We start from the raw sequence: 22,028 nt of genomic DNA, 5'->3' as shown, positions 1-22,028 counted from the left end.
GTTAAAAAACAGGGCTTCGGCCCTGTTTTTGTTTTTAGCGCTTCCGCCAATTTTTTATTCTGCCAATCCGCCCTTCCCCGTCATTTTTTGTGCTGAATCTGCCGCCGTCACAAGATCGAGGTGTTTTTCTCGCAAACGGTTGGCAAAGCCGATAACTGGCGCTACCCTGATGTTTCTGTCTGCTTAACTCTAGGCCATGGAAGCATCTGACATGTTTGAAAAAATCACCGCTGCACCTGCCGATCCAATTCTGGGTCTGACCGACATTTTCCGCGCGGACAAGCGTGAGAATAAAATCAACTTAGGCATTGGCGTCTATAAAGACGAAACCGGCAAAACGCCGGTGCTGACCAGCGTTAAAAAAGCTGAACAGTATCTGCTGGAAAATGAGACCACCAAAAACTACCTGGGTATTGAAGGTATTCCTGAATTTGCTAGCTGCACGCAAGAGCTATTGTTCGGCAAGCAGAGCCCAATCATTGCCGACAAGCGTGCACGTACCGCGCAAACCCCTGGTGGTACCGGTGCCCTGCGCGTAGCGGCCGACTTTATTGCCAACCAGACCAACGCCAAGCGTATCTGGGTCAGCAATCCAAGCTGGCCAAACCATAAAAACGTCTTTGGTGCCGTTGGCCTGGAAGTGTTGGAATACAACTATTACGACGCCGCCAACCATGCGCTGGACTTCGACGGTCTGCTCACCAGCCTGAACCAGGCTCAAGCAGGCGACGTAGTGCTGTTCCATGGTTGCTGCCATAACCCTACCGGTATCGATCCAACCGAAGCACAATGGGCTCAGTTGGCTGAACTGTCCGTAGCCAAGGGTTGGTTGCCGCTGTTCGACTTCGCTTACCAAGGCTTCGCCAAGGGCCTGGAAGAAGATGCCCAGGGTCTGCGTATCTTTGCTGCCAAACATCAGGAACTGATCGTTGCCAGCTCCTACTCGAAGAACTTTGGCCTGTATAACGAGCGTGTCGGTGCCTGCACCGTGGTAGCTGCCGATGCAGAAACCGCCGAGCGTGCCTTCAGCCAGGTGAAAGCCGCGATCCGTGCCAACTACTCGAACCCGCCGTCACACGGTGCGGCCGTAGTTGCCACCATCTTGGGTAACCCAGCGCTGCGCGCCATTTGGGAACAAGAGCTGACCGACATGCGTCAGCGCATTCACCGTATGCGCCAGCTGTTCGTTAATACCCTGCAGGAGAAAGGGGCGCAGCAGGATTTCAGCTTTATCATCAACCAGAACGGCATGTTCTCCTTCAGCGGCCTGACCAAAGAGCAGGTTCTGCGTCTGCGTGATGAATTTGGCGTGTATGCCGTTAACTCCGGCCGCGTTAACGTGGCAGGGATGACGCCGGACAATATGGCGCCGCTGTGCGAAGCCATCGTTGCCGTGCTGTAAGTTGATTTTGCATTGAAAAAGGGGCGCATTTGCGCCCCTTTGTTCTTTTGCGAGAGGTGTCTTTACCAGATAGCCGGTTCTTCGCGCAGGAACGGGTTGGTTTGACGTTCATGGCCAAAGGTAGACATCGGGCCATGTCCTGGAATAAACGCCATATCGTCGCCCTGAGGCAGTAATTTGTTGCGGATTGAAGCGATTAGCGCCTGATGGTCACCGCGCGGGAAATCGCTGCGGCCAACGCCACCGTTGAACAACACGTCACCCACTAATGCCAAACGTGCCTGTTCGTTGATAAAAACGATATGACCAGGTGTATGGCCAGGGCAATGCAGTACATTCAGCGACATTTCGCCCACCTGCACTTTATCCCCCTCTTCCAGCCATTTGGTCGGCGTTAGAGCGGCGCATTCATCCAGGCCAAACATACGGCTCTGTGCTGGCAAACCTTCAAGCCAGAAGGCATCTTCCTTATCTGGCCCATAGATCGGTACCTGATAATGCTCGGCCATTTCTGCCGCCGCGCCTACGTGATCGAGATGGCCGTGCGTCAGCAAAATCTGGCTGACCTGCACGCCCTTTTCGGCAATGGCAGCCTTCAGTTTTTCCGGATCGCCACCAGGATCGACCAGCGCCGCCTGTTTGGTGACGTCGCACCAGATGAGCGTGCAGTTCTGACTGAACGCCGTAACGGGGATAATATGGTATTTCATAAAGCTCCAACGACAACGGCACCACGCCCAAGGGGCGGGTGCCATTCAGCGATCATGATGCACAATGATTACCAGGTCCGCACCGGGCCGGTATCGATGTGCACAAAGTTACTACGTGGATAATAGCCTACCCCGCCGGCGCGCATTTTTAACGCCGCCTTACGGATATTACTCAGTTGGATCCCTTCGATATGGAAATCCATCGCCTGGCCTTTGGTGTGGTAGCTCTGCTTGGCCACGCCACGGCTGTGCTCACGCATTTCGGTATTGGTCGCCATTGAACGGTAGCCGGAAATCAGCTGTACCGGTTTGCTGGTACCCAGCATTACCTGTAGGCGATAGAGATGATCAAACAGAGCCGGATCGATGCTCTTGACCTTATTGGCCCGATAGTCACGGAAGATATGGTTCAGGCGTGCCAACTCTTCTTTATTGTAACCTTTACCGTTGAAGAACTCGGCCTTGATGGATTCGCCGGTATTAAGATTATTCAACAACAGAATACGTGGGCGAGAGGTAGAAAGACTGGCAAACGCCTGCCCTGGAAGCAGTGCGATACCCACGGCGGCGCTACCTAACGCCAGCCATTTACGGCGATGATGATCAATTTTGTCCATGACTCTTTAAACTCGGCAAGAATGTCAAAATATATGCACAAAACTGCGCACTGCCCGAACCATAACCGCCAGCGTATGCGGAGTCAACCCGCGATACGCTGTGGTTTACCCGTGCTCACAAAAAACAGAGCCTGTTACTGGCCAGACATTCAGACCGTTATTTATCTAGAATTACTGCATTTATTGCATCAATTTTTCGGCCTGAGCCAAAATTTGTGCACCCGATCTCACTGTCGCATCATAATTGTAAATATCTGTACGGAACTGTGGCTTGCCATCATCAGAGACCCAGGCCGTCAGGTAATACAGTTGCACCGGGATGTTCTGGCGGATGTTTACATACGTCGTATTGCCGCCTTTCAGCGTGGAGGAAACACGCGCGTTGTTCCAACCGGCATCCTGTAACAACATATTGGCCAAATCGGAAGCCTTGTTAACGCGCACACAGCCAGAGCTTAACGCCCGGATATCCTTCTGGAACAGGCCGTGGTTCGGGGTATCATGCAGATAGATGGCATCCGAGCTCGGCATGTTGAACTTGAAACGCCCTAACGAGTTGCTGGTCCCCGGCGCCTGCTGGATGCGGTAAGGGAAATTGCGTGGTGAAACCACACTCCAGTCAATCATTGCCGGATCGATCACTTGCGCATCGTTGCTCCAGCCAGAGAATACCCGATAGCCGTGTTTCTGGAAGTAGCTCGCATCATGCATGGCCTTGGGCACGATATCTTCACGGATCAGCTTGGTTGGCACGTTCCACGGCGGGTTGACCACCACGTTATTCAGCGCACTGCTCATCAGTGGCGTTTTGCGGCTCGGGCGGCCAACAATCACCCGCGAAGATAACACTTCATTACCATTCAGATAGTAGGTGAGCGAGTAGTTCGGGATGTTGACCATAATGCCGGTATCAACGTGCCCAGGCAGAATGCGCAGGCGCTGGATGTTCAACGCCAGCAGTGAAGCTCGAGTTTGTGGCGAAACGTTCAGCCATTCACGCGTCCGGGCACCGATAACGCCATCAGGCGTCAGCCCTTGCCAGGTTTGGAAGCGTTTGACCCCTTCCACCAGATCTTCGGTGTAACGATTATCCGTTACCGAAACCGGACTGGCAGGTTGTACCTGCGCGGTCGCTTCTGGAGAGGGAGCAAGATCTTTGATCGATGCCGCGCCCGGGCTTACGACAGCCGCTGCGGTAGCACGATCCTTCTCTTCATCCACCGACAGATCGTCATCCGCCGCCGGGGTCGTCGCGCTGGCGTTGTTGACCTGAGGCTCAGGCGAAGCAGATGCTACCGCCGGAGTGGCGATTAGCATTCCGGTACGCGCCAGAATATCGCGCAGTGCGGGAATATCGTCGCTGAGCTGACCTGGACGCAGGCTTGCACCATTGGTCATTTGTGGCCACGGGCGCCCAGCCGCCAGCATTTCGCGCAGCGCCAAATGCATTTTGGCGTACTGAGGATGCTGCGGGGCCAACGAGTTGATATACGCCAGCGTTTTGCCCTGATGTATCGAGAGCTGCCACTGGTTGATCACCGTATTCGCTGGCACCTTCAGCTTGTAAGGAACATTGCTGTACAACCAGTTGTTGCCGTTAGCCCCGATTGAGGAGACAAACTGCAAATAACCCAGCATCGCATCCGACAGCACAATATCACGTGCCATATCGGTGATGAGCGGATCGGTCAGCAGTTTTACCCATTGAGTAAACTGCGGCTGTACGCCAGAAATGGCCAACTCAGCCAGTTGCTGCTGAAATTGCTGTACCGCTTCCCGATCTTGCCACATAGGCTGCATCTGATTGGCAGCGTACAGCGGTGCCAAAGTGGAGAGATAATAAGGCACAACGCTTTTCGGCAATGCCGCCAGCAGTTCGGCACGACTTTGTGCCACGGACATTCCCGATGACGATGACGCCACCGGTAACGCCGGAACGGTTGCCCATGCGGAAAACGACACGGCAAAACCACACGCTATTGCGCAACTCAATGCCAGACGTCGTACTGAGTTTCCATTTTTAAGCAACATCCCTTGCCCCCTGTAGGCTCACAAAAATACCGCACGGACTATTATTAGTTTCAGTATACAAACAGAACGGCGCTTTTGCTCTCAGCGCCGTAAATAACCGTTTCATTCCAGCTTACCACTGGCAAAAAAAACACGCCTATCATCCTCGTCATACAAAAAAATAGCCACCTTCAGGCGGCTATTTTCAGATTTATAGTGCACTTTTTTAGCTTTGTGGCGTTTATTCCGACACCGAATCTAAAGCTGGTTGTTCACTGGCGAACCCACGCAGGCCAACCACGTGCACATGCTCATGGTTCTGGAACACCTTACGCACCAGTTTATAGGTAGTCCCTTTTTCCGGGCTGATGTTTTCTGGCGCGGCGATAATCAACTGCATCTCCAGACGATCGCACAGCTCAAACAGCGTGGCGATGGATTTGGCATCCAGACGCGCGGCTTCATCGAGGAACAGCAGGCGGCAAGGCGAAATATCTTTACCCCGCAGGCGGCGTGATTCCTCTTCCCAGCTCTGCACCACCATGACCAGAATTGACATGCCGGTACCAATCGCTTCCCCGGTAGACAACGCGCCACTTTCCGCACGCAGCCAGCCGTCGGAGCCACGGAACACTTCCACTTCCAGCTCCAGATAGTTACGGTAATCCAGCAGCTCTTCACCGATGGTTTGTGGCGTGCGCTGGCCCATATCGATCTGCGGGTTCAGGCGCTGATACAGCTTGGCTAACGCTTCCGAGAAGGTCAGACGGTTGCTGTTAAACAGATCCTGATGCTGTTCCTGCTGCTCGGAGAGCACATCCAGCAAGGTGGCATGCGCTTCCCGTACGTTGACGTTCAACCGCACGCTCTTCACCTGACCGAAGGAAACCGCTTGCAGCCCCTGGTTAAGCATTCGGATACGGTTCTGCTCGCGCTGAATGGTCTTGCGGATAATGTTCGCCACGCTCTTCGAACTGATCGCCAGTTTCTGTTCGCGGGCGGTCAGCTCTTCGGTCAGACGGCCCAGTTCGATCTCCATCTGTTCGATAGCTTCGACCGGATCGTCGGTGCGGATAATATCCTGACGGATACGCTCGCGCAGATGCTGATAGACCGCGATAAAGAACTGGATCTTGCGCTCTGGCCGTTTCGGATCTTCCGACAGGCGCAGCACGTCACGCAGATGTTCGTTATCCGCCACCGCCAGACGCAGCGCACCCAATGCCTTATCCGACATCGAACGCAGCTCGTCACCGTCCATATAGGCCAGTTCACGACGGTGCAGACGGCGTTCAACCCCGTTGTCTTTCACCAGACGCATCACGGCACACCAGCCCGCCTTGGCGGTCACCACCTGCTCACGCAGTTGGTAATAATCACGCTCCAGCTTGCGCAGTCTCTTTTGCAGGCTGTCCATTTCCGCTTCGCAGAAGGTCAGCTGTTTCTCCAACTGGTTACGGCGGTTACGGTTATTACTCAGCGAGGCATGTAATTCGTCCCGGCGCTGCCGCGCGCGGGCTTCGGCATTAGCATCGGCCTGCACGCCAATGTCTACCAGTTCCTGGCTCAGCTCTTTAAGCATGTCGCGTTTGGCGTCATAAGAGCTTTTCAGCGAGGCCAGTACCTGGCTGTATTGCGTAAACTGGGTCTGATACTGGCGCAGTTGCTCGCGGGCGCGGGTACGTTCCGCTTCCGCATGTTCCAGGCGTTGACGCAGTTTATCGTTGAGATCGTTATCGGCATTCTGCATGCCAGCAGAATCGGTATAGCTGAAGTGAGCGCGGCGCTGTACCACTTCCGTCAGGGCAAAGGCTTGTTGTTTGGCCTGGCGTTGGGTGGCCTGGGCCTGTGCATAGTCCTGCTGAAGCTGCTCATGTTGCTCCGGATCGCTTTGCAGCACCGATAACATAGGCTCCAGCTTGGCCAAGGAAACGCCGTGCTGTTGGATATAGCGCGCAGCATCCTGCGCCTCTTCCATTTCCTCGCGGATCTCTTCGACACGATCCTGCAAGGTTTCATCATTCAGCAGTGAGACCAGCGGCATCAGGCGGTTGAGTGCGGAAATGCCCTCTTTGGCCTGATCGTATTGCTGACGCTGCTGTTGGTTCTGCGCTTCGTGGTTATTGAGCGCACGCTCAATTTCACCACGGCGGCTGTTCAGAGCACGGATATCCGCTTCAGGATCCGCGTCAAACGCCACGGCGAGGTGCGAACCGATAAAGCGGCTGAACGCCTGGTGAGAACGCTGGGTTTTCTGCACGTCAAATGACAAGGTGGCGTAGCGTTCGGCCAAGGAGTCACGTTCTGCGTACAGCACTTCCAGGCGATTTTCCCGGGCAGCACGGCCAAACAGCGGCACCTCAGGGTAGCGCGAGTAACGCCACTGGCGATCGGCGATTTTCACCACCACCGCTTTTTCTTGCTCTTCGACGGCGAACACGCTGTCGTCAAACGACTGCGGATCCCCTTCGATCAGGTAGAGATCTTCCGGGCAGTCTTCCAACCCTTCCAGCATCTCGCGCACCAGCGACAGATCCGGCACCACAATCGCGTGGCGCGACGGGCCGTACAACGCAGAGAAGTACGGGGCATCGTCAATGGTGACATCGTCATAGATTTCAGACAACAGCACACCGCCAAAGCGCTCCGCCAGCGTTACCAGACGCTGATCTTCTGCCCCGCTCGGCTGGCTGAGACGTTCAATCTGCGCTTCGATTTCACGCTTGCGGCTGGCCACTTCATCACGTTCAACCGTGGTTTCGCGTTCGCGCTCCAGCAGTTGCTGCATGTATTCGGTAACCTGCTGACCATCTTCGAAGGCTTCACCGCTCTGCTCGCTGAGCTGGGTCAGTGAATCCTGCGCGGCCAACCAAATCGGTGCCCTGGCAGTCAGCTCCTTGATGCGCTGCTGGATCTGCTCCAGCTCCTGGCGCATTTCCATCCGGCGCTCACCGGCCTCGCTGACGCTTTGGGACAACGATTCCAAACGCTCTTCCAGCTCTTGCTGCAAGGCATCAAGTTCATCCGGCTGATAACTCTGCCCGTGACGTTTGCAGAACTCCTGCAACAGACGTTCGGCATCCTGCTGCGAGCGCAGACGTTGCTCCAACTCGCTCAAACGCATCCGCAACGGCTGCACACGCTCGGCCTGATGCTGCTGCGAAGGCCAGTCACGCAATAGTTCACGCGCGGTTTGCCAGGCTTCACTACGGCTGACTTCGCCCGCAATTTTACCCACCAGCTGATAGGCCTGCTCGAACTGGCTGTGAGCGGCATCCGCCACGCTTAACTTTTGTTCCAACTGCAACAGGGACTCTGTCGCTTCCTGCTCACGCGCCTGGAAGGTATCCAGCCACTCTTCGGCATTTTCGGCGGTGAGTTCCGGCACCTGACACAGCGCACGGGCGCGCTCAAGAGCCTGAAGTGCCTGCTGATATTGAATGGCACGGGTTTGCTGCACGTCCAACGCCTGCTGGTAATCGGCGAGCTGGCTTTTCAGCTCATCCACCTCCAGCTCTGCGGCTTCGGCACGCGCTTCGTTTTCCGCCTGCTGCTCGCTCGCTTCGGCGACAACCTCATTCTGTTCTTCCAGACGGTAGGTCAGCTCTTCCAGATCGCCTTCATAGCGTTCGATCTTTTCCTGCTGGCGCATTGCGGTCTGCACCAGATTGAGGTGATCGCTGGCGGCCTGATAATCGGTTTCCAGATCGGATTCGGCACCGCTTTGCTCAGCCAGCTCACGCGCCATTTCAACGTGGCGGAACTGCTCGGCGGCCAGTTGTTTGCGGCTGCTCAGTAACTCGTTGCGCAATACCAGCGCCCCATCCAGATGGATACGCCGTTCATTGGCATGGCGCATGTAGTCTGCGGCAACGTACGAGGTCGCTTCGGAAATCAGATGCTTGAACAGGTCGCGGTCCGACTGGGTGACGCGGATCGCTTCCAGCGTCATGCGGTTCTCGCGCAGAGCGGCTTCCATATCCTGGAACGCTTTACGCACGCCGCCGTTTTCCGGCAGCAGGTAATCACGCAGAGAACGGGTAATGGCACTGGAAATCCCGCCGTACAGCGAGGCTTCGATCAGACGATAGAACTTGCTACGGTCGGAGGAAGTGCGCAGACGCTTGGGCAGCACCCCCAGATCAAACATCAAGGCGTGGTAATCGGTGATGGAGTTGAACTGCTTGAACTGCACCCCTTCCATCTCTTCAACACGCTCTTTCAGTTCCTGCAACGAAAGAACCCGAGCCTGACGCTCACCGACGGTCTCGGTCAGCAGTTCGGTCGGTTGCACTGCCGTTGGCAGCCCCTGAATGGTGAAAGGTTTGATATCGACCTTACGATCGCGCCCCGCAACCTGTTGCAGACGAACCCCGACCACCACACGCTGGTGGCGTGAGTTGACTACGTCCAGGGTTGAGTAGCAGACACCGGCACGCAATTTACCGTGCAGGCCTTTGTCGCGTGAACCGCTGGTGGCGCCGGCTTCGGTGGTGTTACGAAAGTGCAGCAGCGTCAGATCCGGGATTAGCGCCGTGACGAAGGCCGCCATGGTGGTGGACTTACCGGCCCCGTTACCGCCCGAAAGCGTGGTGACCAGCTCATCGAGATCAAAGGTTCGGGCAAAGAAACCGTTCCAGTTAACCAGCGTCAGTGAGCGAAATTTACCGCGTTCAATCATTCCTGTTCATCCTCTGCACTGTCCTGGGTAGCTTCTGCCTGCGCATCTTCCGCATCAACGTCATCGTTCAGTGACAGGCTGTTTTCTACCGGCATCGCCTCACCGTCGCGGATCATCCGCAACTGGGCTTCGCGCGGATCGTCACCGCTACGCACATCGGCACCGAAGCGGAACACCGCCTCGGTAATGCGGAATTTGCTGTTGTCATTGCCCATGAAATACACCATGCCCAGACGGCGCAGGCGATTGAGCGAGGAGCGCACTTTTTCATGCAGCTTCTGACGGTCAAGATCCGAACCGGTGGAGCGCTGGTTGACGAACTTCAGCAGCTTGCTCTCATCCGCCAGGCTCAGCAGCTCATCGTACAGCTCCTGCTGGCTGAAAATACCTTCATGCGCCAGGCGCTCGGGGCTCAGGTAGAGGTAGCACAGGATCTTGCCGACCATCATGTCCAACTCGGAAAGCACCGAGCGTGGAATGAGCGTGGTCGAGCGCGGGCGCAAATAGAAGAACCCTTCCGGCGCCCGGATCAGCTCGACGCTGTAACGGGTATAAAACTCTTCCAGCTCGTCTTGAAAATCCATGAGGAATGCGTGGTTGTCCAACTCATCGATACCGATGTGACGACCTGCGCGCAATTGGCTGTCCAACGCCGGAAACAGCGTGTTAGACAATGCCTTGGCCAGCTTGACTGGCATTACTTGTTCAATATTTGTCGATGACATGGGCCTGTACCTTGGCTCCGTAATCATTGATTGCCTGCCACTGCGCGGGCAACCCTGAAAAATCAGCTTCAGCCACACCAAGGCGCACTGCCTGGTCGACCACTATGCGGGCAACGTCAAAGTGACGCACACGCGGATATTGCGCCAGATAATCGCGCATCACTGCCCCTAAATCGAGCGGCATCTTTTGTTCCTGATAAATCTTCAGTGCCTGTTCGATCATCGCTGCCAGCTGTTCGCGAATTTCGCTGAACTCTTCATATTCCAGATCTGGCGGCAGTTCCCCGGTGACCTCTTCACTGCGCAACGCCAGCTCTTCGTCACGCATATCGAGCAGACGATCGGCGTTGGCATGGGTCAGCGTCCAAGGATTATCGAAGTAGTTTTGTACCGATTGGCGCAGGCGTTGGGCAAACACGCGGTTTTTATCCATATCGATGGCGGTACGGATAAACTTGTGCACGTGGCGATCATAGCCGATCCACAGGTCAATCGCCTGTTGGCCCCAACTGATGATGCGATCCAGCTTGCTTTGCAAATCAAACACCAGCTTATCGACAAAGCCCAGCTCCATCTCACCCAGCGTGGCGTCCTGAATACGCAGCAGATTGGCCTGGAGTTTATCACCTGCGGCCTCCAGCGTATCCTGCAGTTCACGCAAGGTACCGGAGGTTTCCGACAGCAGCATCTCACAGCTGGAGATCGCCGCACGCCAATCCTGGTTGAGCAGCGCCGCGATATCGGTTTTCACGCTCTGTTGCTGTTCATCCATCAGGCGCTGGGTCAGATCGATACTGTCGAAGATTTCCGCTACCGAGTATTTCAGCGGAGCAAAGACGTTGCGGTGCCAATGGAAATCATCGCCACCCTCTTCGGCAGCGTCTGCGGCACGCTTCAACTCTTCCGCCACGATCGACAGCTGCATGGAAAGACGCAGGGTCGAAAACTCACGCTGGCGGATATAGTAATCGGTAATACCAATACCCAGCGGCGTCAGGCGATAGATGGCATTGCCGTCCGCCAACTCGCTGGTAAAACGGTTCAACAGGCGCTGGCGCACCATGTCGTTAATCGCATTGTTGGCGCGTATCGCCACCGTTTCATGCGTCTGTTCAAACCCTTTGCTGACATGGCGAAATGCATCAACCAGCTCACCTTCGCTCATCTCGCCGTCCAGCCGCTCACCATTTAACGTGGCGATAGCCAGCAAAAACGCAAGACGCTCAGTGGGGAGCGAAATAGAGAAATCATTTTTCCGTGCCCAGGCGACCAGTTCGGGTACTGTCTGGGAAAATTCACTCATAGTTCGTCCTTCAGGTTCGGTTTATGCGCCGAGACGTGAATATAGCGCCCCAAACTCACGTAAGGCTCTTGCCGACAATAAAGCTGTTCAAGCGCCAGTAACTCTTCAAATTTTTGGGTCTGTAGCTGCCTGCTTTGCAGATAATCATGGAAAACCCTCACGCCGGTTTTGCCTGAAATCTGCATGCCCATCTGCTCCAACCAGCCGTAGACCAGCGGTGGGCTGTGTGGATACTGCGGCGACAGCGAGCGCTTGCGACGCCGCCTGACCTCGGGATCCACCAGTTGGAAGTTGCCCAACACCACATTACGCATCAACAAACCGTTGGCATTAAAGAACATCAGTGACAGTGCGCCCCCGGGCACCAGGCAGTCATACAACGCCTGCAAGGCCACCTGCGGTTCGGCGATCCACTCCAAAACCGCATGGAACAATATCAGATCGACCGGTTGTGCCAAATGCTGACCAATCTCTTGCGCCGAACTTTGTATGAATTGCATGTTCTGGCTCACACCTTTCTGCTCGGCCAGCAACGCAGCGCGTTGGATCATCTCACCAGAAAGATCGCACAACAAGACCTGATGTCCTAATTCTGCCAGTTGGCAGGCCATGTGGCCTTCGCCCCCACCAGCATCCAGAATGCGCAGCGGCCGCTGTGGCAACTGAGCCAGCAGCGTGGTCAGATCCTGCCAGACTACCGCCTGACGGATTTTCCCCTTGGTGGTGCCGTAAATATTACGCGCAAACTTCTCGGCAATATCGTCAAAATTGCGATCCTGCATGGACAACGGCTCCGCTGATTCTATCTTGGCCGACGGCAAAGCGCCTGCCCATTCAAACCTGCTATTTTGGCACAGACTGGCTTAGAATAAATCTTCTTGCAGCATGAATGCGGCCAGATGTCGTTTTTTCGCCCAAAAGGACCTGATTTTTGATGTTATTTCACTTAAAAAAATTTATTGGCGGCCTGATGATGCCTCTACCCGCCCTGCTGTTGTTAATGGGGCTGGCATTATTGCTGCTGTGGTTTACCCGTTGGCAGAAATGCGGCAAAGTCATATTAAGCCTGAGTTGGCTGCTGTTGCTGTTGCTCAGCCTGCAACCGGTCGCCGATCGCCTGTTGAAGCCGTTAGAATCCAGTTACCCGACCTATAGAGGCAACGGCCAGATTGACTATATCGTGGTGCTTGGCGGCGGTTATACCTATAACCCGGACTGGGCCCCCAGCTCTAACCTGCTCAACAACAGCCTGCCACGGGTGACCGAAGGCGTCAGGCTATACCTGTCGCACCCGGGTAGCAAGATGGTCTTTACCGGTGGAAAAGGCGCGAAAACGCAAAGCAGCGCGGCCACCGCAGCACTGGTGGCGGAAAGCCTGGGTGTGCCTGCCAACGACATCGTGCTGGTGGACCGCCCGCGGGATACCGAACAGGAAGCCGCAGAGGTCGCCAAATTGGTAGGGAAACAGCCGTTTGCGCTGGTGACATCTGCCAATCACTTGCCGCGTGCCATGCGCTTCTTTGAGGCTCAGGGCCTGCACCCAATCCCGGCTCCGGCCAATCAACTGGCCATTACCTCACCGCTGAATATCTGGGATCGGGTGATGCCTTCCGCGATGTTCCTTGGGCACAGCGAACGGGCGGCATATGAAACGCTGGGCAGCCTGTGGCAGCAGCTAAAAGGGGATGGTGAAGTCAGCAGCAATTAGTGAGCCAGCCAGGGCCGTAGCTGTTGTGCGGCCTGATCGAACGCCGGGCGATCCAGCTTGCCGGTATGGATCATCCTGGCTACCGCCTCCCACACCACATAAAGCCAACGACGAGACAGGAAAGACTCCGCCACTGGCGCACGCTGTAGGTAGTGGAACAGCAATTGATCCGGCATCCCCGCCTCGCAAAGCCTGAACAGCTCATATTCCCGTGGCGCCCACAGCATCATGCCTGGGTTGAGCATCGCCAGCAGTTGGTCGGTTTTGGCATCTTTCAGCATGCTGCGTAACCCCAGATTACCGTGCACCAGCACGCAAGGGTCATCAAAATCGGCAAAGAAGTCGATCAGCATTTCGCGCGTGCGGTACAGCAGGCGGCGGTCTGCCATGCTTAACAGCGGCGAGTTCATATTACCCAGAGTTGACCAAAGTACTTCGATACGCTGCTGGTACCAACTGCACCAGTCATTCTCCTGCGTGCTGTCAACCGTGCCCACGCAGCCGTGGCTATCGATACGGTGCCAGGCCAGCATGCCGTCGACAATCTGGTCCATCAAGGCTTCCCAACGGGCCAAAGTCCGGGTTGGAGCCTCGACCGAGACGCCACGCAGGCGTTCGATCAGCAATATCTCTTTGTAGGGCGCTTGCCGGGTGTAGACCACGCCAAACACTGTTGGCAGACGAATGTCCCCTTCACGCGCCAGCATGGATAACTTGTAAGCTTCCTGCTGGGCAATGCCCTCACAGACGAAGCTTTTCGCCATCAGCGGGATCGCATGATCCTGGCGATCGTACAGTGAATACAGATGGGCATAAGGCTGTTCGCTGACGCGTTCCAGACGACCGACGGACTCTCCCAGCACAATACTCAATTCGGCACGCAGCTGCTCCATGGAACGACCCCCTCCACATTAAGGATAAGCAACTGTCATCATTGAACGGTGAGCGGAGAAATTCTTCAATGCAGATCAATAAAAAGGGTAAATCAGGGAATTGAGATGGCCGGGGTCTCCGGCCAATAGATGACTCAACGCTTGATGCTGTCCCGCACTCGTTGCAAGTCTTCCGGGGTATCGACACCGACGCTCGGAATGGCCTGCGCCACCGCGACGTGGATCTTTTCGCCGTACCACAGCACACGCAACTGCTCCAGCAGTTCAATCTGTTCCAGCTGGCTTGGTTGCCAGTTGACGTAGCGGCGGACAAAACCGGCGCGGTAAGCATAAATCCCGATATGCCGCAGCAGGCTATTGCCAATAGTCTCTTTTGATTGAGCAAAACGCTCACGATCCCAAGGGATGGTGGCACGTGAGAAATAGAGCGCATAGCCTTGCGCATCCATCACCACCTTGACCGCATTCGGGTTGAAGGCTTCTTCTGCGGTTTCGATCGGTACCGCCAGCGTGGCCATCCCTGCGCTACTGGCCGCCAGGTTTTCTGCCACCTGACGCACGATAACCGGCGGGATCATCGGCTCATCGCCTTGCACATTGACAATGATTTCATCATCGGCAAAGCCACATTTTTCGATCACTTCCGCCAGGCGTTCAGTGCCGGAATGGTGGTCCGGGCTGGTCATGCAAACTTCACCGCCGGCAGCCTCGACCGCTTTGGCCACTTCTGGGTGGTCGGTGGCGACAATCACGCGGGAAGCCCCTGATTCACGGGCTCGTTCCATCACATGCACCACCATCGGCTTACCGTGGATATCCGCCAACGGTTTACCCGGCAAGCGGGTGGACGCATAACGCGCCGGGATGATAGCGATAAAACTCATGCGTGTTTCTCGTCCAGTGGGATGGTGCGCGCTTCGTTTTCCAGCAATACCGGAATACCATCACGTAATGGGTAGGCCAGGCCGTCCAGTTTGCAGACCAGTTCCTGATGTTCTTTGTTGAAATAGAGCTTACCGTTGCAAACCGGGCAGGCAATGATTTCGAGTAAACGGTGATCCATGCTTCCTCCAGGGGAAGATATGCTAACAGGGAAAGTGCGTGAGGATAGCATAACGCCATAGGACCGGTTAATCACCGCCTGATTTGCTCAGACGGTTGCCGAACGGGAAATTTTTCTGCGGGGGTTGAATCACTCCATTAGCAGGCGTAGAATTTTTTGTGATTTACATCACAAAAAAATGAGAACCTGCAAATGATCAAACGTCTTCATAAAATCATCGCGCTGTTTGCCAACTACAGCAACTAACAAAGCTTAGGGCGAAGGGCGTTAGTTATTCTACTTCCCAGCCCTGCCCCCACTCTGCGGCCAACAGCGCCGGAACATCGCCCAGCGAAATCTGCTGCGCCCCGTGCCATTTCGCCGTACGGGTGATTGCCTGACGAATATCCTGACAACGCTGCTTACCCAGCTTGACCCCAGATTCAAGATGGAAACTGATCGCTTCAAACACGCCCTGTTTGCGGTGCATTTTCGCATCTACCCGGCCAATCAGTTCACCCCGTTGCAACAACGGCAAAGTGAAATAGCCGTACTGGCGTTTTTCTTTTGGCGTGTAGCATTCCAACCGATAGTCAAAGTTGAACAGTTCCAGCGCGCGCCGCCGATCCCACACTACCGGATCAAAAGGAGACAGCAGGCAAGTTACCGTAGATTTCAACTTCCCTTGTACCGCCAGCGCCAACTCGGCTGCCAGCGACTGATGGACATAAAATTCCCCTTCCAGCCCGTCGATAGCGATCTGGGAGATCTCTCCCTGCTGTAATAGCATTGCCAACAACGGTCTGGGGGCGACGCGTTTCAAGCGGTAATAATCCGCCAGCCATTCGGCTTTAAACACGCCGAGATAGCGGCAACTGCGGGTGAGCATCTGTTGCTGCGCCGTCGCCTGAGGTAAGGCATGTACATCATCATCCCACTGCGGCAATAAACGTTCGGTGAGATCGTAGACACGGTGAAAATTACGGCGTTCAGCCACCATCAACTTGCCAGAGGTAAACAGAATTTCCAGATGACGCTTTTCCGGCTTCCAATCCCACCAGCCGTTAGCGCCTTTCTTTTCGGCGCTAAAATCGGCCGAACGCACCGGCCCATTTACCGCGATATGCTGTAGCAGTTCATCGAGAGCCTGTTGGTGCTGTTGCACCCATTCCTGCGAGTATTTCCACCCCATCCCCTGAGGTTGCAGCATGCGGTGGCGTAACAGACCAAAGTCATCGATAGGGAGAAAACAGGCTTCGTGCGCCCAGTACTCAAACAGTTTGCGGCTAGCCAAGGCCTGTTCCAGCCATTCTGGCCGATAATCACCCAAGCGACTGAACAGCACCAGGTAAGGGCTGCGGGCCACCACGCTGATGGTGTCAATTTGCAGCAACCCCATACGATCGATGGCGGTAATCACATCATCGGGGCAAGCCTGGCGTTTGATCGGGGATAGCAGCCCTTGAGCGGCAAGATGAAGCGCGCGGGCAGAGGAAAGCGAAATAACGGGGATTGGCATCCTGATATCCAAGGGTCATTGAGCAATGGCCTGATGATAGAGGATCCTGGAGAAATTTTCTTCGCCAGTGCATGGGGTGGCGGCACCGGCACTGGCGAGGAAAGTTTGGGTCAGAACGCGATAACGTCTGCCGCTGACAGCCCGTGAGAGCTACGATAAATCGAGAACTCGACGTTCTGACCTTCGTTTAATGACTTGTTCTTGGTATTGGCGATAGCACGGCGGCTAACATAAATTTCGTCACTACCATCGACCGGTGAAATAACACCATAGCCTTGAGCCTGATCAAACCATTTCACTTGGCCCATTTTTAGCATTGTATTCTTAAACATATTTTATATCCTTTCACTTGAGCATCCTTCACAACGTTATTTTTGTTATTGTGTGGACGCTACCAGCCCATCCTAAAGTTTCTCGTAACAAACCTCTCGTGAGCAAAAATTAAAAAACCCGCACTACGGCGGGCTGTTTGAGCTTAATATCTTCCGCATAACTCAGCATAAACGCGTCATTATGGTTGTATTAAGCTCTCTATACGCTATTCCCTGTAAACTTACAGAGCAACAACGTTGGCGGCAGCCGGCCCGCGCGGGCTGTCCTGAATGGTATACTCAACACGCTGGCCTTCTGCCAGAGTCTTGAAACCTTCGGTCATGATTGCAGAGAAGTGTACGAATACATCTTTGCCGCCATCTTGTTGTTCAATGAAACCAAAACCTTTACTTTCGTTGAACCACTTAACCTGACCAGTCTTCTTAGACATTACTATTACCTTTTAAATATTTACAAAAACCTGCCCTATGGCAATTTGGCCGTTTTTCAGAATCATTACTTATGGGAGGTACTTAGAAGGTTCGTCTTTGAAGCGGAATCAGATGATAACGTCTTGGGAGGAACTACTTAATCTATACTCGTACATAAATAGCGCTGCATCACAGGCCGGTATGCATTAACTCATAAACTCATCATCAAGACAAGAGGTTTATCACACTTTTTAGCTATATCCGCCAAAAATATTCCTATCACACTGATTTTCAAAATTTAAACCCCTCTTTTTTTTAGCTCACCGAAAGAGCATTTCGCTCATCACTCACCACTTGGGGTGATACCTGCAAATGAGAGCCAACGCATAAAACACTAATATCGTTAGCCAATCGATAACAAATCACGAACCAACTGACTAGACTTGAGTCAAAAACACGGTGAGGTGTCATCTGGCCAGCACTATTGGCGGCCTAAACCGCATTTTTCAGATTTTATTGAGCTAAGGAGCTAGCAGTATGATCGACCAGCACTTCGTCTCGCCGAATGACATTCGCGCCAAATTTTCCCTGGCAATGTCGGCCATGTATCAACAAGAGGTGCCACTGTATGGTGACTTGATCGAACTGGTCGCTGAAACCAATCGGGAGGTGCTGAGTAAAGATTCAGCCTTGGCACATGGGTTGCAGATTACCGGTGAAATCGGTCGATTATCGATGGAGCGCCACGGCGCTATCCGCGTCGGCACGGCAGCTGAATTGCAGACTTTACGACGACTGTTTGCCGTCATGGGCATGTCTCCTGTGGGTTATTACGATCTCACCGCTGCTGGTGTCCCCGTCCACTCCACCGCCTTTCGTGCCGTACATGAAGCCGATCTGCAAGTCAGCCCGTTTCGCATCTTTACTTCGTTGCTACGGCTGGAACTGATTGAGAATGTGGCGCTACGCGAGCTGGCACAACGGCTGCTGGATCGCCGCTGCATTTTTACCGAGCGGGCTTTGGAGCTGATAGCGTTACATGAAGTTCAGGGCGGGCTGGATGCTGAACAGGCGCAAGAATTCGTTGCCCAGGCGCTCGAAACCTTCCGTTGGCACCGTTTGGCCACCGTCAGCGCCAGCGAGTATCAACAGTTGCACAATCAACATCGCCTGATCGCCGATATCGTCGCCTTCAAAGGGCCGCATATCAACCACCTGACACCAAGAACGCTGGATATCGATCGAGTACAGGCGGCAATGCCAGAACGCGGGATCCCGCCTAAAGCGGTGATCGAAGGCCCACCTACACGCAACTGCCCTATTCTGCTACGCCAGACCAGTTTCAAAGCGTTAGAGGAACAAGTCCTGTTTATCGAACCCGACGGTCATCAGGTTGTGGGCCATCATACCGCGCGTTTCGGTGAAATTGAGCAACGGGGCGTAGCCCTGACCGCCAAAGGGCGAGCGCTTTACGATCGCCTGCTGCAGGCCGCCCAGGATGCATTACAGGTTCCGGCTACGGAAGATAATGCTCCACGCTATTACCAACTGCTGGCTGAGCATTTCCAAGCCTTCCCGGATGATTACAATACACTGCGCGTGCAGCAATTAGCCTGGTTCCGCTATTTCCCTACCGAATGCGGGCTGGCGGCTAAAGAGACCGTTGAGCAGCACAGCACGCTTGAACAGCTCATCGCACTGGACTACATCCGCTTCCAGCCGTTGGTGTATGAGGATTTCCTGCCGGTCAGCGCCGCCGGAATTTTTCAGTCTAATCTGGGGGGGAGCCGCCATGCGCAATACGCGGCGTCATCAAGCCGTGCGGCGTTTGAACAGGCATTAGGGGCAGGCGTGATTGATGAGTTAGCGCTTTATCAGCAAACGCAGCAGCGCTCACTGCAAGCTTGCGCGCAAGCCTTGGGCTTGCACGCTTTGGAAGCTTAGATTATTTGATTAACTTCTGAATTCCTTGCAACAGTTGCTCGGCCTGCTCGGTGGGAAGTACCGCTTCAACCGGTAAATACCACCAGTCAGGCTGGGCAAATGCACGGCATTTCACCGCATCCTTCTCGGTCATCAGCAGCGTTTGGCCTTGGCTCGCCAATGCGGCTAACTGCCCGTGGTTGTATTCCTGGTGATCGGCAAAAGCAACCTCGCGCTCGACTTCAACCCCCAACTTTTCTAGCGTGGCGAAAAATCTTGGAGGATGACCGATCCCTGCCATCGCCACCACGTGGGGTAATTCGATCGCCGGGCGGCGCTCACCGCTGGCGATATTCACCGCATCCTGCGCCTGGAGCTTCATGGCGATTTCCCCCGGCTGGGCAACACCGCCATTTGCCACACAGGCATCCACCGTCTTTAAGCGGGATACACGCTCACGCATTGGGCCAGCGGGTAGCCACCAGCCGTTGCCGAAGCGACGAACGCCATCGATCACCACCAGCTCAAAATCACGCTGTAAAGCATAGTGCTGGAGGCCATCGTCGGTGATGATCAAATCAAGCTTGCCCTGGTTCAACAAGGCTTGCACCGCTTCGGCGCGCTTTGGCGAAATAGCCACCGGTGCCCCGGTGCGCTGAAAGATCAACACGGGTTCATCACCGGCTTGCCGGGTGGTAGTCTGAGCATCCAGCACCAGCGGATAGACCGCCGACTTGCCGCCGTAACCTCTGGAAACCACGCCGACCCGGTAGCCACGCTGTTGCAGCTGTTCAACCAACCAGATCACCATCGGTGTTTTACCGTTGCCACCCGCAGTAAGGTTCCCCACGATAACCACCGGCACCGGCGCACGCCAACTCTTGCGCAAGCCACAGCGGTAGCTAAGGCGGATCAGGCCGCTCACCAGGCCATACAGCCAGGAGAGCGGCAACAGCAGCAGGTAAACCAGTGAACTACCTGACCAGATGCGCTCTATCATTACTGACCAAACTGCATGCGGTGAAGTTGTGCGTAAGCCCCTTTCTGCTCGATCAACTCGGCATGCTGGCCACGTTCAACGATACGCCCATCTTCAACCACCAGGATCTCATCGGCTTTCTCGATAGTCGACAGACGGTGGGCAATCACCAATGAGGTACGGTTTTTCTGCAGTTCGTCCAAGGCCGCCTGGATCGCACGCTCGGATTCGGTATCCAGCGCGGAGGTGGCTTCATCCAGGATCAGGATTGGGCAATCTCGCAGCAAGGCACGAGCGATGGCAATACGCTGACGCTGACCACCGGAAAGCATCACGCCGTTCTCACCGATCACCGTATCCAGACCCTGCTCCATTTTATCAATGAAGTCGGTGGCATAGGCCATACGCGCCGCTTTCTCAATCTCTTCACGGCTGTAGCGCTCTTCACGAGCATAGGCAATGTTGTTGGCAATGGTGTCATTGAACAGGTGGACGTTCTGTGAGACCAGGGCAACCTGATCGCGCAGCGAGGCCAGGGTATATTCCCTCAGGTCGTGGCCATCCATCAGGATCTGCCCTTCCTGCACGTCGTAGAACCGCGTCAGCAGGTTGGCAATCGTCGATTTACCCGAACCAGAACGACCAACCAACGCCACCGTTTTACCTTCTGAAATGCTCAGATTGATATCACGCAGCGCTGGGATCTCGCGCCCAGGATAGGCGAAGGTCACATTACGGAATTCGATATCGCCTTTGGCACGCTCAACCTGGCGAGTACCGGTATCCTTTTCCTGTTCCAAATCCAGGATCGAGAACAACGTCTGGCAGGCCGCCATGCCGCGCTGGAACTGGGCATTCACGTTGGTCAAGGATTTCAGTGGGCGCATCAAGGCAATCATGGCGGAGAACACCACGGTAATGGTACCGGCGGTCAGCGTATCCATCACGCTAGGGAAGCTTGCTGCAAACAGCACAAACGCCAATGCCAATGAGGCGATCAACTGAATAATAGGATCGGCAATAGAAGAAGCCGAAACCAGCTTCATCCCCTGCTGACGCATGCGGTTACTGACGGTGTTGAAGCGCTCGGTTTCCACCTGTTGGCCACCAAAGATCAGCACTTCTTTATGCCCTTTCAGCATCTGTTCTGCACTGGTCGTCACCTGCCCCATGGTGTTTTGCATATTTTTACTGATATTGCGGAAACGTTTGGAGACCAGGCGGATCGCGAAGGAAACGATCGGTGCCAGCACGATCAGGATCAGTGAGAGCTGCCAGCTGTAATAAAACATCATGATGAACAGGCCGATGATCGAGGCCCCTTCACGCACCACGGTAACCAACGCGCTGGAAGAGGATGAAGCTACCTGTTCCGAGTCGTAGGTAATACGTGAAAGCAGAGTTCCTGTTGATTGCTGGTCAAAAAAGGCCACCGGCATTCGCATCATATGGCCGAACAGGCGGCGGCGCATCTGCATTACCACCATGCCAGACACCCAGGAAATACAGTAGCTGGAGACATAGCTGGTGATGCCACGCATCAGCATCAGGCCAATCACGACCAACGGCATCCAATGCAAGACTCGGCTATCGGCTTTACCAAAGTCGTCTAATAACGGTTTGAGCAGGGACAGCATCAACGTATCCCCCGCGGCGTTTAAAACCAGCGCAATGGCGGCGACCACCAACCCGGTTTTAAACGGTGTGATCATCGGCCAGAGGCGGCGGAACGTCTGCCAGGTGGACAGATCTTTATCATTCATCATGCAAATA

General features: G+C 54.7%; 18 protein-coding genes. 3 read left to right on the top strand and 15 right to left on the bottom strand.

Annotation, left to right across the window (positions count from 1 at the left end):
- Nucleotides 1-211 precede the first annotated feature (211 nt).
- Entirely contained in the window at nt 212-1,402 is a 1,191-nt protein-coding gene (locus KGP17_RS09695; protein WP_218519524.1) for an amino acid aminotransferase, read from the top strand.
- Nucleotides 1,403-1,464: 62 nt separating this feature from the next.
- Here KGP17_RS09695 and KGP17_RS09690 read toward each other — a convergent pair whose 3' ends face one another.
- The 7 genes from KGP17_RS09690 to cmoM all read right to left on the bottom strand — a co-directional run bounded on the left by KGP17_RS09690 (nt 1,465) and on the right by cmoM (nt 12,230).
- Nucleotides 1,465-2,112 (bottom strand): MBL fold metallo-hydrolase, encoded by a 648-nt coding sequence (locus KGP17_RS09690; RefSeq protein ID WP_021804900.1) that lies wholly within the window; start codon nt 2,110-2,112, stop codon nt 1,465-1,467.
- A gap of 68 nt (nt 2,113-2,180) precedes the next feature.
- Entirely contained in the window at nt 2,181-2,729 is a 549-nt protein-coding gene (locus KGP17_RS09685) for a YcbK family protein (protein ID WP_021804901.1), read from the bottom strand.
- Nucleotides 2,730-2,909: 180 nt separating this feature from the next.
- Nucleotides 2,910-4,760 carry a L,D-transpeptidase gene (gene ldtD / locus KGP17_RS09680; RefSeq protein ID WP_021804902.1) on the bottom strand — a complete coding sequence of 617 codons (1,851 nt, stop codon included), beginning with the start codon at nt 4,758-4,760 and terminating at the stop codon, nt 2,910-2,912.
- Between the two features lie 220 nt (nt 4,761-4,980).
- Nucleotides 4,981-9,420, bottom strand: a complete 4,440-nt coding sequence (gene mukB, locus KGP17_RS09675) for a chromosome partition protein MukB (protein WP_021804904.1) — start codon at nt 9,418-9,420, stop codon at nt 4,981-4,983.
- Entirely contained in the window at nt 9,417-10,145 is a 729-nt protein-coding gene (gene mukE / locus KGP17_RS09670; RefSeq protein WP_223499224.1) for a chromosome partition protein MukE, read from the bottom strand. The genes mukB and mukE overlap by 4 nt, the downstream gene beginning before the upstream one ends.
- A complete protein-coding gene (mukF, locus tag KGP17_RS09665) occupies nt 10,126-11,448 on the bottom strand; it encodes a chromosome partition protein MukF (protein WP_021804906.1) in 1,323 nt (440 codons plus the stop codon). The genes mukE and mukF overlap by 20 nt, the downstream gene beginning before the upstream one ends.
- Nucleotides 11,445-12,230, bottom strand: a complete 786-nt coding sequence (gene cmoM, locus KGP17_RS09660) for a tRNA uridine 5-oxyacetic acid(34) methyltransferase CmoM (RefSeq protein ID WP_021804907.1) — start codon at nt 12,228-12,230, stop codon at nt 11,445-11,447. Before cmoM ends, mukF begins: the two co-directional genes overlap by 4 nt.
- 152 nt (nt 12,231-12,382) lie before the next feature.
- On the opposite strand from cmoM, the gene elyC reads away from it, so the two are divergent.
- Complete coding sequence (gene elyC, locus KGP17_RS09655; protein WP_021804908.1) at nt 12,383-13,156, top strand: envelope biogenesis factor ElyC; 774 nt, start codon at nt 12,383-12,385, stop codon at nt 13,154-13,156.
- On the opposite strand, the gene KGP17_RS09650 is transcribed toward elyC, so the two are convergent.
- The 6 genes from KGP17_RS09650 to KGP17_RS09625 all read right to left on the bottom strand — a co-directional run bounded on the left by KGP17_RS09650 (nt 13,153) and on the right by KGP17_RS09625 (nt 17,373).
- Nucleotides 13,153-14,049, bottom strand: coding sequence for a YcbJ family phosphotransferase (locus KGP17_RS09650; protein ID WP_059200397.1), 897 nt, complete (start codon nt 14,047-14,049; stop codon nt 13,153-13,155). The two genes, elyC and KGP17_RS09650, sit on opposite strands and share 4 nt — an antisense overlap.
- Before the next feature lie 134 nt (nt 14,050-14,183).
- Complete coding sequence (gene kdsB, locus KGP17_RS09645) at nt 14,184-14,933, bottom strand: 3-deoxy-manno-octulosonate cytidylyltransferase (protein ID WP_021804910.1); 750 nt, start codon at nt 14,931-14,933, stop codon at nt 14,184-14,186.
- A complete protein-coding gene (locus KGP17_RS09640; RefSeq protein ID WP_021804911.1) occupies nt 14,930-15,112 on the bottom strand; it encodes a Trm112 family protein in 183 nt (60 codons plus the stop codon). The genes kdsB and KGP17_RS09640 overlap by 4 nt, the downstream gene beginning before the upstream one ends.
- A 271-nt stretch (nt 15,113-15,383) precedes the next feature.
- The gene (locus KGP17_RS09635; protein ID WP_209527744.1) at nt 15,384-16,610 is read right to left on the bottom strand and encodes a winged helix-turn-helix domain-containing protein; all 1,227 of its coding nucleotides are present in this window, start codon (nt 16,608-16,610) and stop codon (nt 15,384-15,386) included.
- Between the two features lie 110 nt (nt 16,611-16,720).
- A complete protein-coding gene (locus tag KGP17_RS09630) occupies nt 16,721-16,942 on the bottom strand; it encodes a cold-shock protein (RefSeq protein ID WP_021804913.1) in 222 nt (73 codons plus the stop codon).
- A gap of 221 nt (nt 16,943-17,163) precedes the next feature.
- Complete coding sequence (locus KGP17_RS09625; RefSeq protein WP_021804914.1) at nt 17,164-17,373, bottom strand: cold shock domain-containing protein; 210 nt, start codon at nt 17,371-17,373, stop codon at nt 17,164-17,166.
- Between the two features lie 517 nt (nt 17,374-17,890).
- On the opposite strand from KGP17_RS09625, the gene KGP17_RS09620 reads away from it, so the two are divergent.
- On the top strand, nt 17,891-19,297 hold the full coding sequence (locus tag KGP17_RS09620; protein WP_209522288.1) for a VOC family protein: 1,407 nt from the start codon (nt 17,891-17,893) through the stop codon (nt 19,295-19,297).
- Between the two features lies 1 nt (nt 19,298).
- Here the strand turns inward: KGP17_RS09620 and lpxK are convergent, their stop codons facing one another.
- Both lpxK and msbA read right to left on the bottom strand, forming a co-directional pair.
- The gene (gene lpxK, locus KGP17_RS09615) at nt 19,299-20,276 is read right to left on the bottom strand and encodes a tetraacyldisaccharide 4'-kinase (protein ID WP_059200394.1); all 978 of its coding nucleotides are present in this window, start codon (nt 20,274-20,276) and stop codon (nt 19,299-19,301) included.
- The gene (gene msbA, locus KGP17_RS09610) at nt 20,276-22,021 is read right to left on the bottom strand and encodes a lipid A ABC transporter ATP-binding protein/permease MsbA (RefSeq protein WP_021804917.1); all 1,746 of its coding nucleotides are present in this window, start codon (nt 22,019-22,021) and stop codon (nt 20,276-20,278) included. Before msbA ends, lpxK begins: the two co-directional genes overlap by 1 nt.
- Nucleotides 22,022-22,028: the final 7 nt, after the last annotated feature.

Origin of the sequence: Serratia sp. JSRIV001, assembly GCF_019968745.1 — a bacterium.
GTDB lineage: Bacteria > Pseudomonadota > Gammaproteobacteria > Enterobacterales > Enterobacteriaceae > Chania > Chania fonticola_B.
Note: the sequence above shows the minus strand (reverse complement) of the source record. Positions and strands in the feature narration are given on the sequence as shown.

What these genes read in the sequence shown, in the direction of transcription:
- KGP17_RS09695 (WP_218519524.1), top strand. Translation starts at nt 212, where the DNA reads ATGTTTGAAAAAATCACCGCTGCACCTGCCGATCCAATTCTGGGTCTG.
- KGP17_RS09690 (WP_021804900.1), bottom strand. Translation starts at nt 2,112, where the DNA reads ATGAAATACCATATTATCCCCGTTACGGCGTTCAGTCAGAACTGCACG.
- KGP17_RS09685 (WP_021804901.1), bottom strand. Translation starts at nt 2,729, where the DNA reads ATGGACAAAATTGATCATCATCGCCGTAAATGGCTGGCGTTAGGTAGC.
- ldtD (WP_021804902.1), bottom strand. Translation starts at nt 4,760, where the DNA reads ATGTTGCTTAAAAATGGAAACTCAGTACGACGTCTGGCATTGAGTTGC.
- mukB (WP_021804904.1), bottom strand. Translation starts at nt 9,420, where the DNA reads ATGATTGAACGCGGTAAATTTCGCTCACTGACGCTGGTTAACTGGAAC.
- mukE (WP_223499224.1), bottom strand. Translation starts at nt 10,145, where the DNA reads ATGTCATCGACAAATATTGAACAAGTAATGCCAGTCAAGCTGGCCAAG.
- mukF (WP_021804906.1), bottom strand. Translation starts at nt 11,448, where the DNA reads ATGAGTGAATTTTCCCAGACAGTACCCGAACTGGTCGCCTGGGCACGG.
- cmoM (WP_021804907.1), bottom strand. Translation starts at nt 12,230, where the DNA reads ATGCAGGATCGCAATTTTGACGATATTGCCGAGAAGTTTGCGCGTAAT.
- elyC (WP_021804908.1), top strand. Translation starts at nt 12,383, where the DNA reads ATGTTATTTCACTTAAAAAAATTTATTGGCGGCCTGATGATGCCTCTA.
- KGP17_RS09650 (WP_059200397.1), bottom strand. Translation starts at nt 14,049, where the DNA reads ATGGAGCAGCTGCGTGCCGAATTGAGTATTGTGCTGGGAGAGTCCGTC.
- kdsB (WP_021804910.1), bottom strand. Translation starts at nt 14,933, where the DNA reads ATGAGTTTTATCGCTATCATCCCGGCGCGTTATGCGTCCACCCGCTTG.
- KGP17_RS09640 (WP_021804911.1), bottom strand. Translation starts at nt 15,112, where the DNA reads ATGGATCACCGTTTACTCGAAATCATTGCCTGCCCGGTTTGCAACGGT.
- KGP17_RS09635 (WP_209527744.1), bottom strand. Translation starts at nt 16,610, where the DNA reads ATGCCAATCCCCGTTATTTCGCTTTCCTCTGCCCGCGCGCTTCATCTT.
- KGP17_RS09630 (WP_021804913.1), bottom strand. Translation starts at nt 16,942, where the DNA reads ATGTTTAAGAATACAATGCTAAAAATGGGCCAAGTGAAATGGTTTGAT.
- KGP17_RS09625 (WP_021804914.1), bottom strand. Translation starts at nt 17,373, where the DNA reads ATGTCTAAGAAGACTGGTCAGGTTAAGTGGTTCAACGAAAGTAAAGGT.
- KGP17_RS09620 (WP_209522288.1), top strand. Translation starts at nt 17,891, where the DNA reads ATGATCGACCAGCACTTCGTCTCGCCGAATGACATTCGCGCCAAATTT.
- lpxK (WP_059200394.1), bottom strand. Translation starts at nt 20,276, where the DNA reads ATGATAGAGCGCATCTGGTCAGGTAGTTCACTGGTTTACCTGCTGCTG.
- msbA (WP_021804917.1), bottom strand. Translation starts at nt 22,021, where the DNA reads ATGATGAATGATAAAGATCTGTCCACCTGGCAGACGTTCCGCCGCCTC.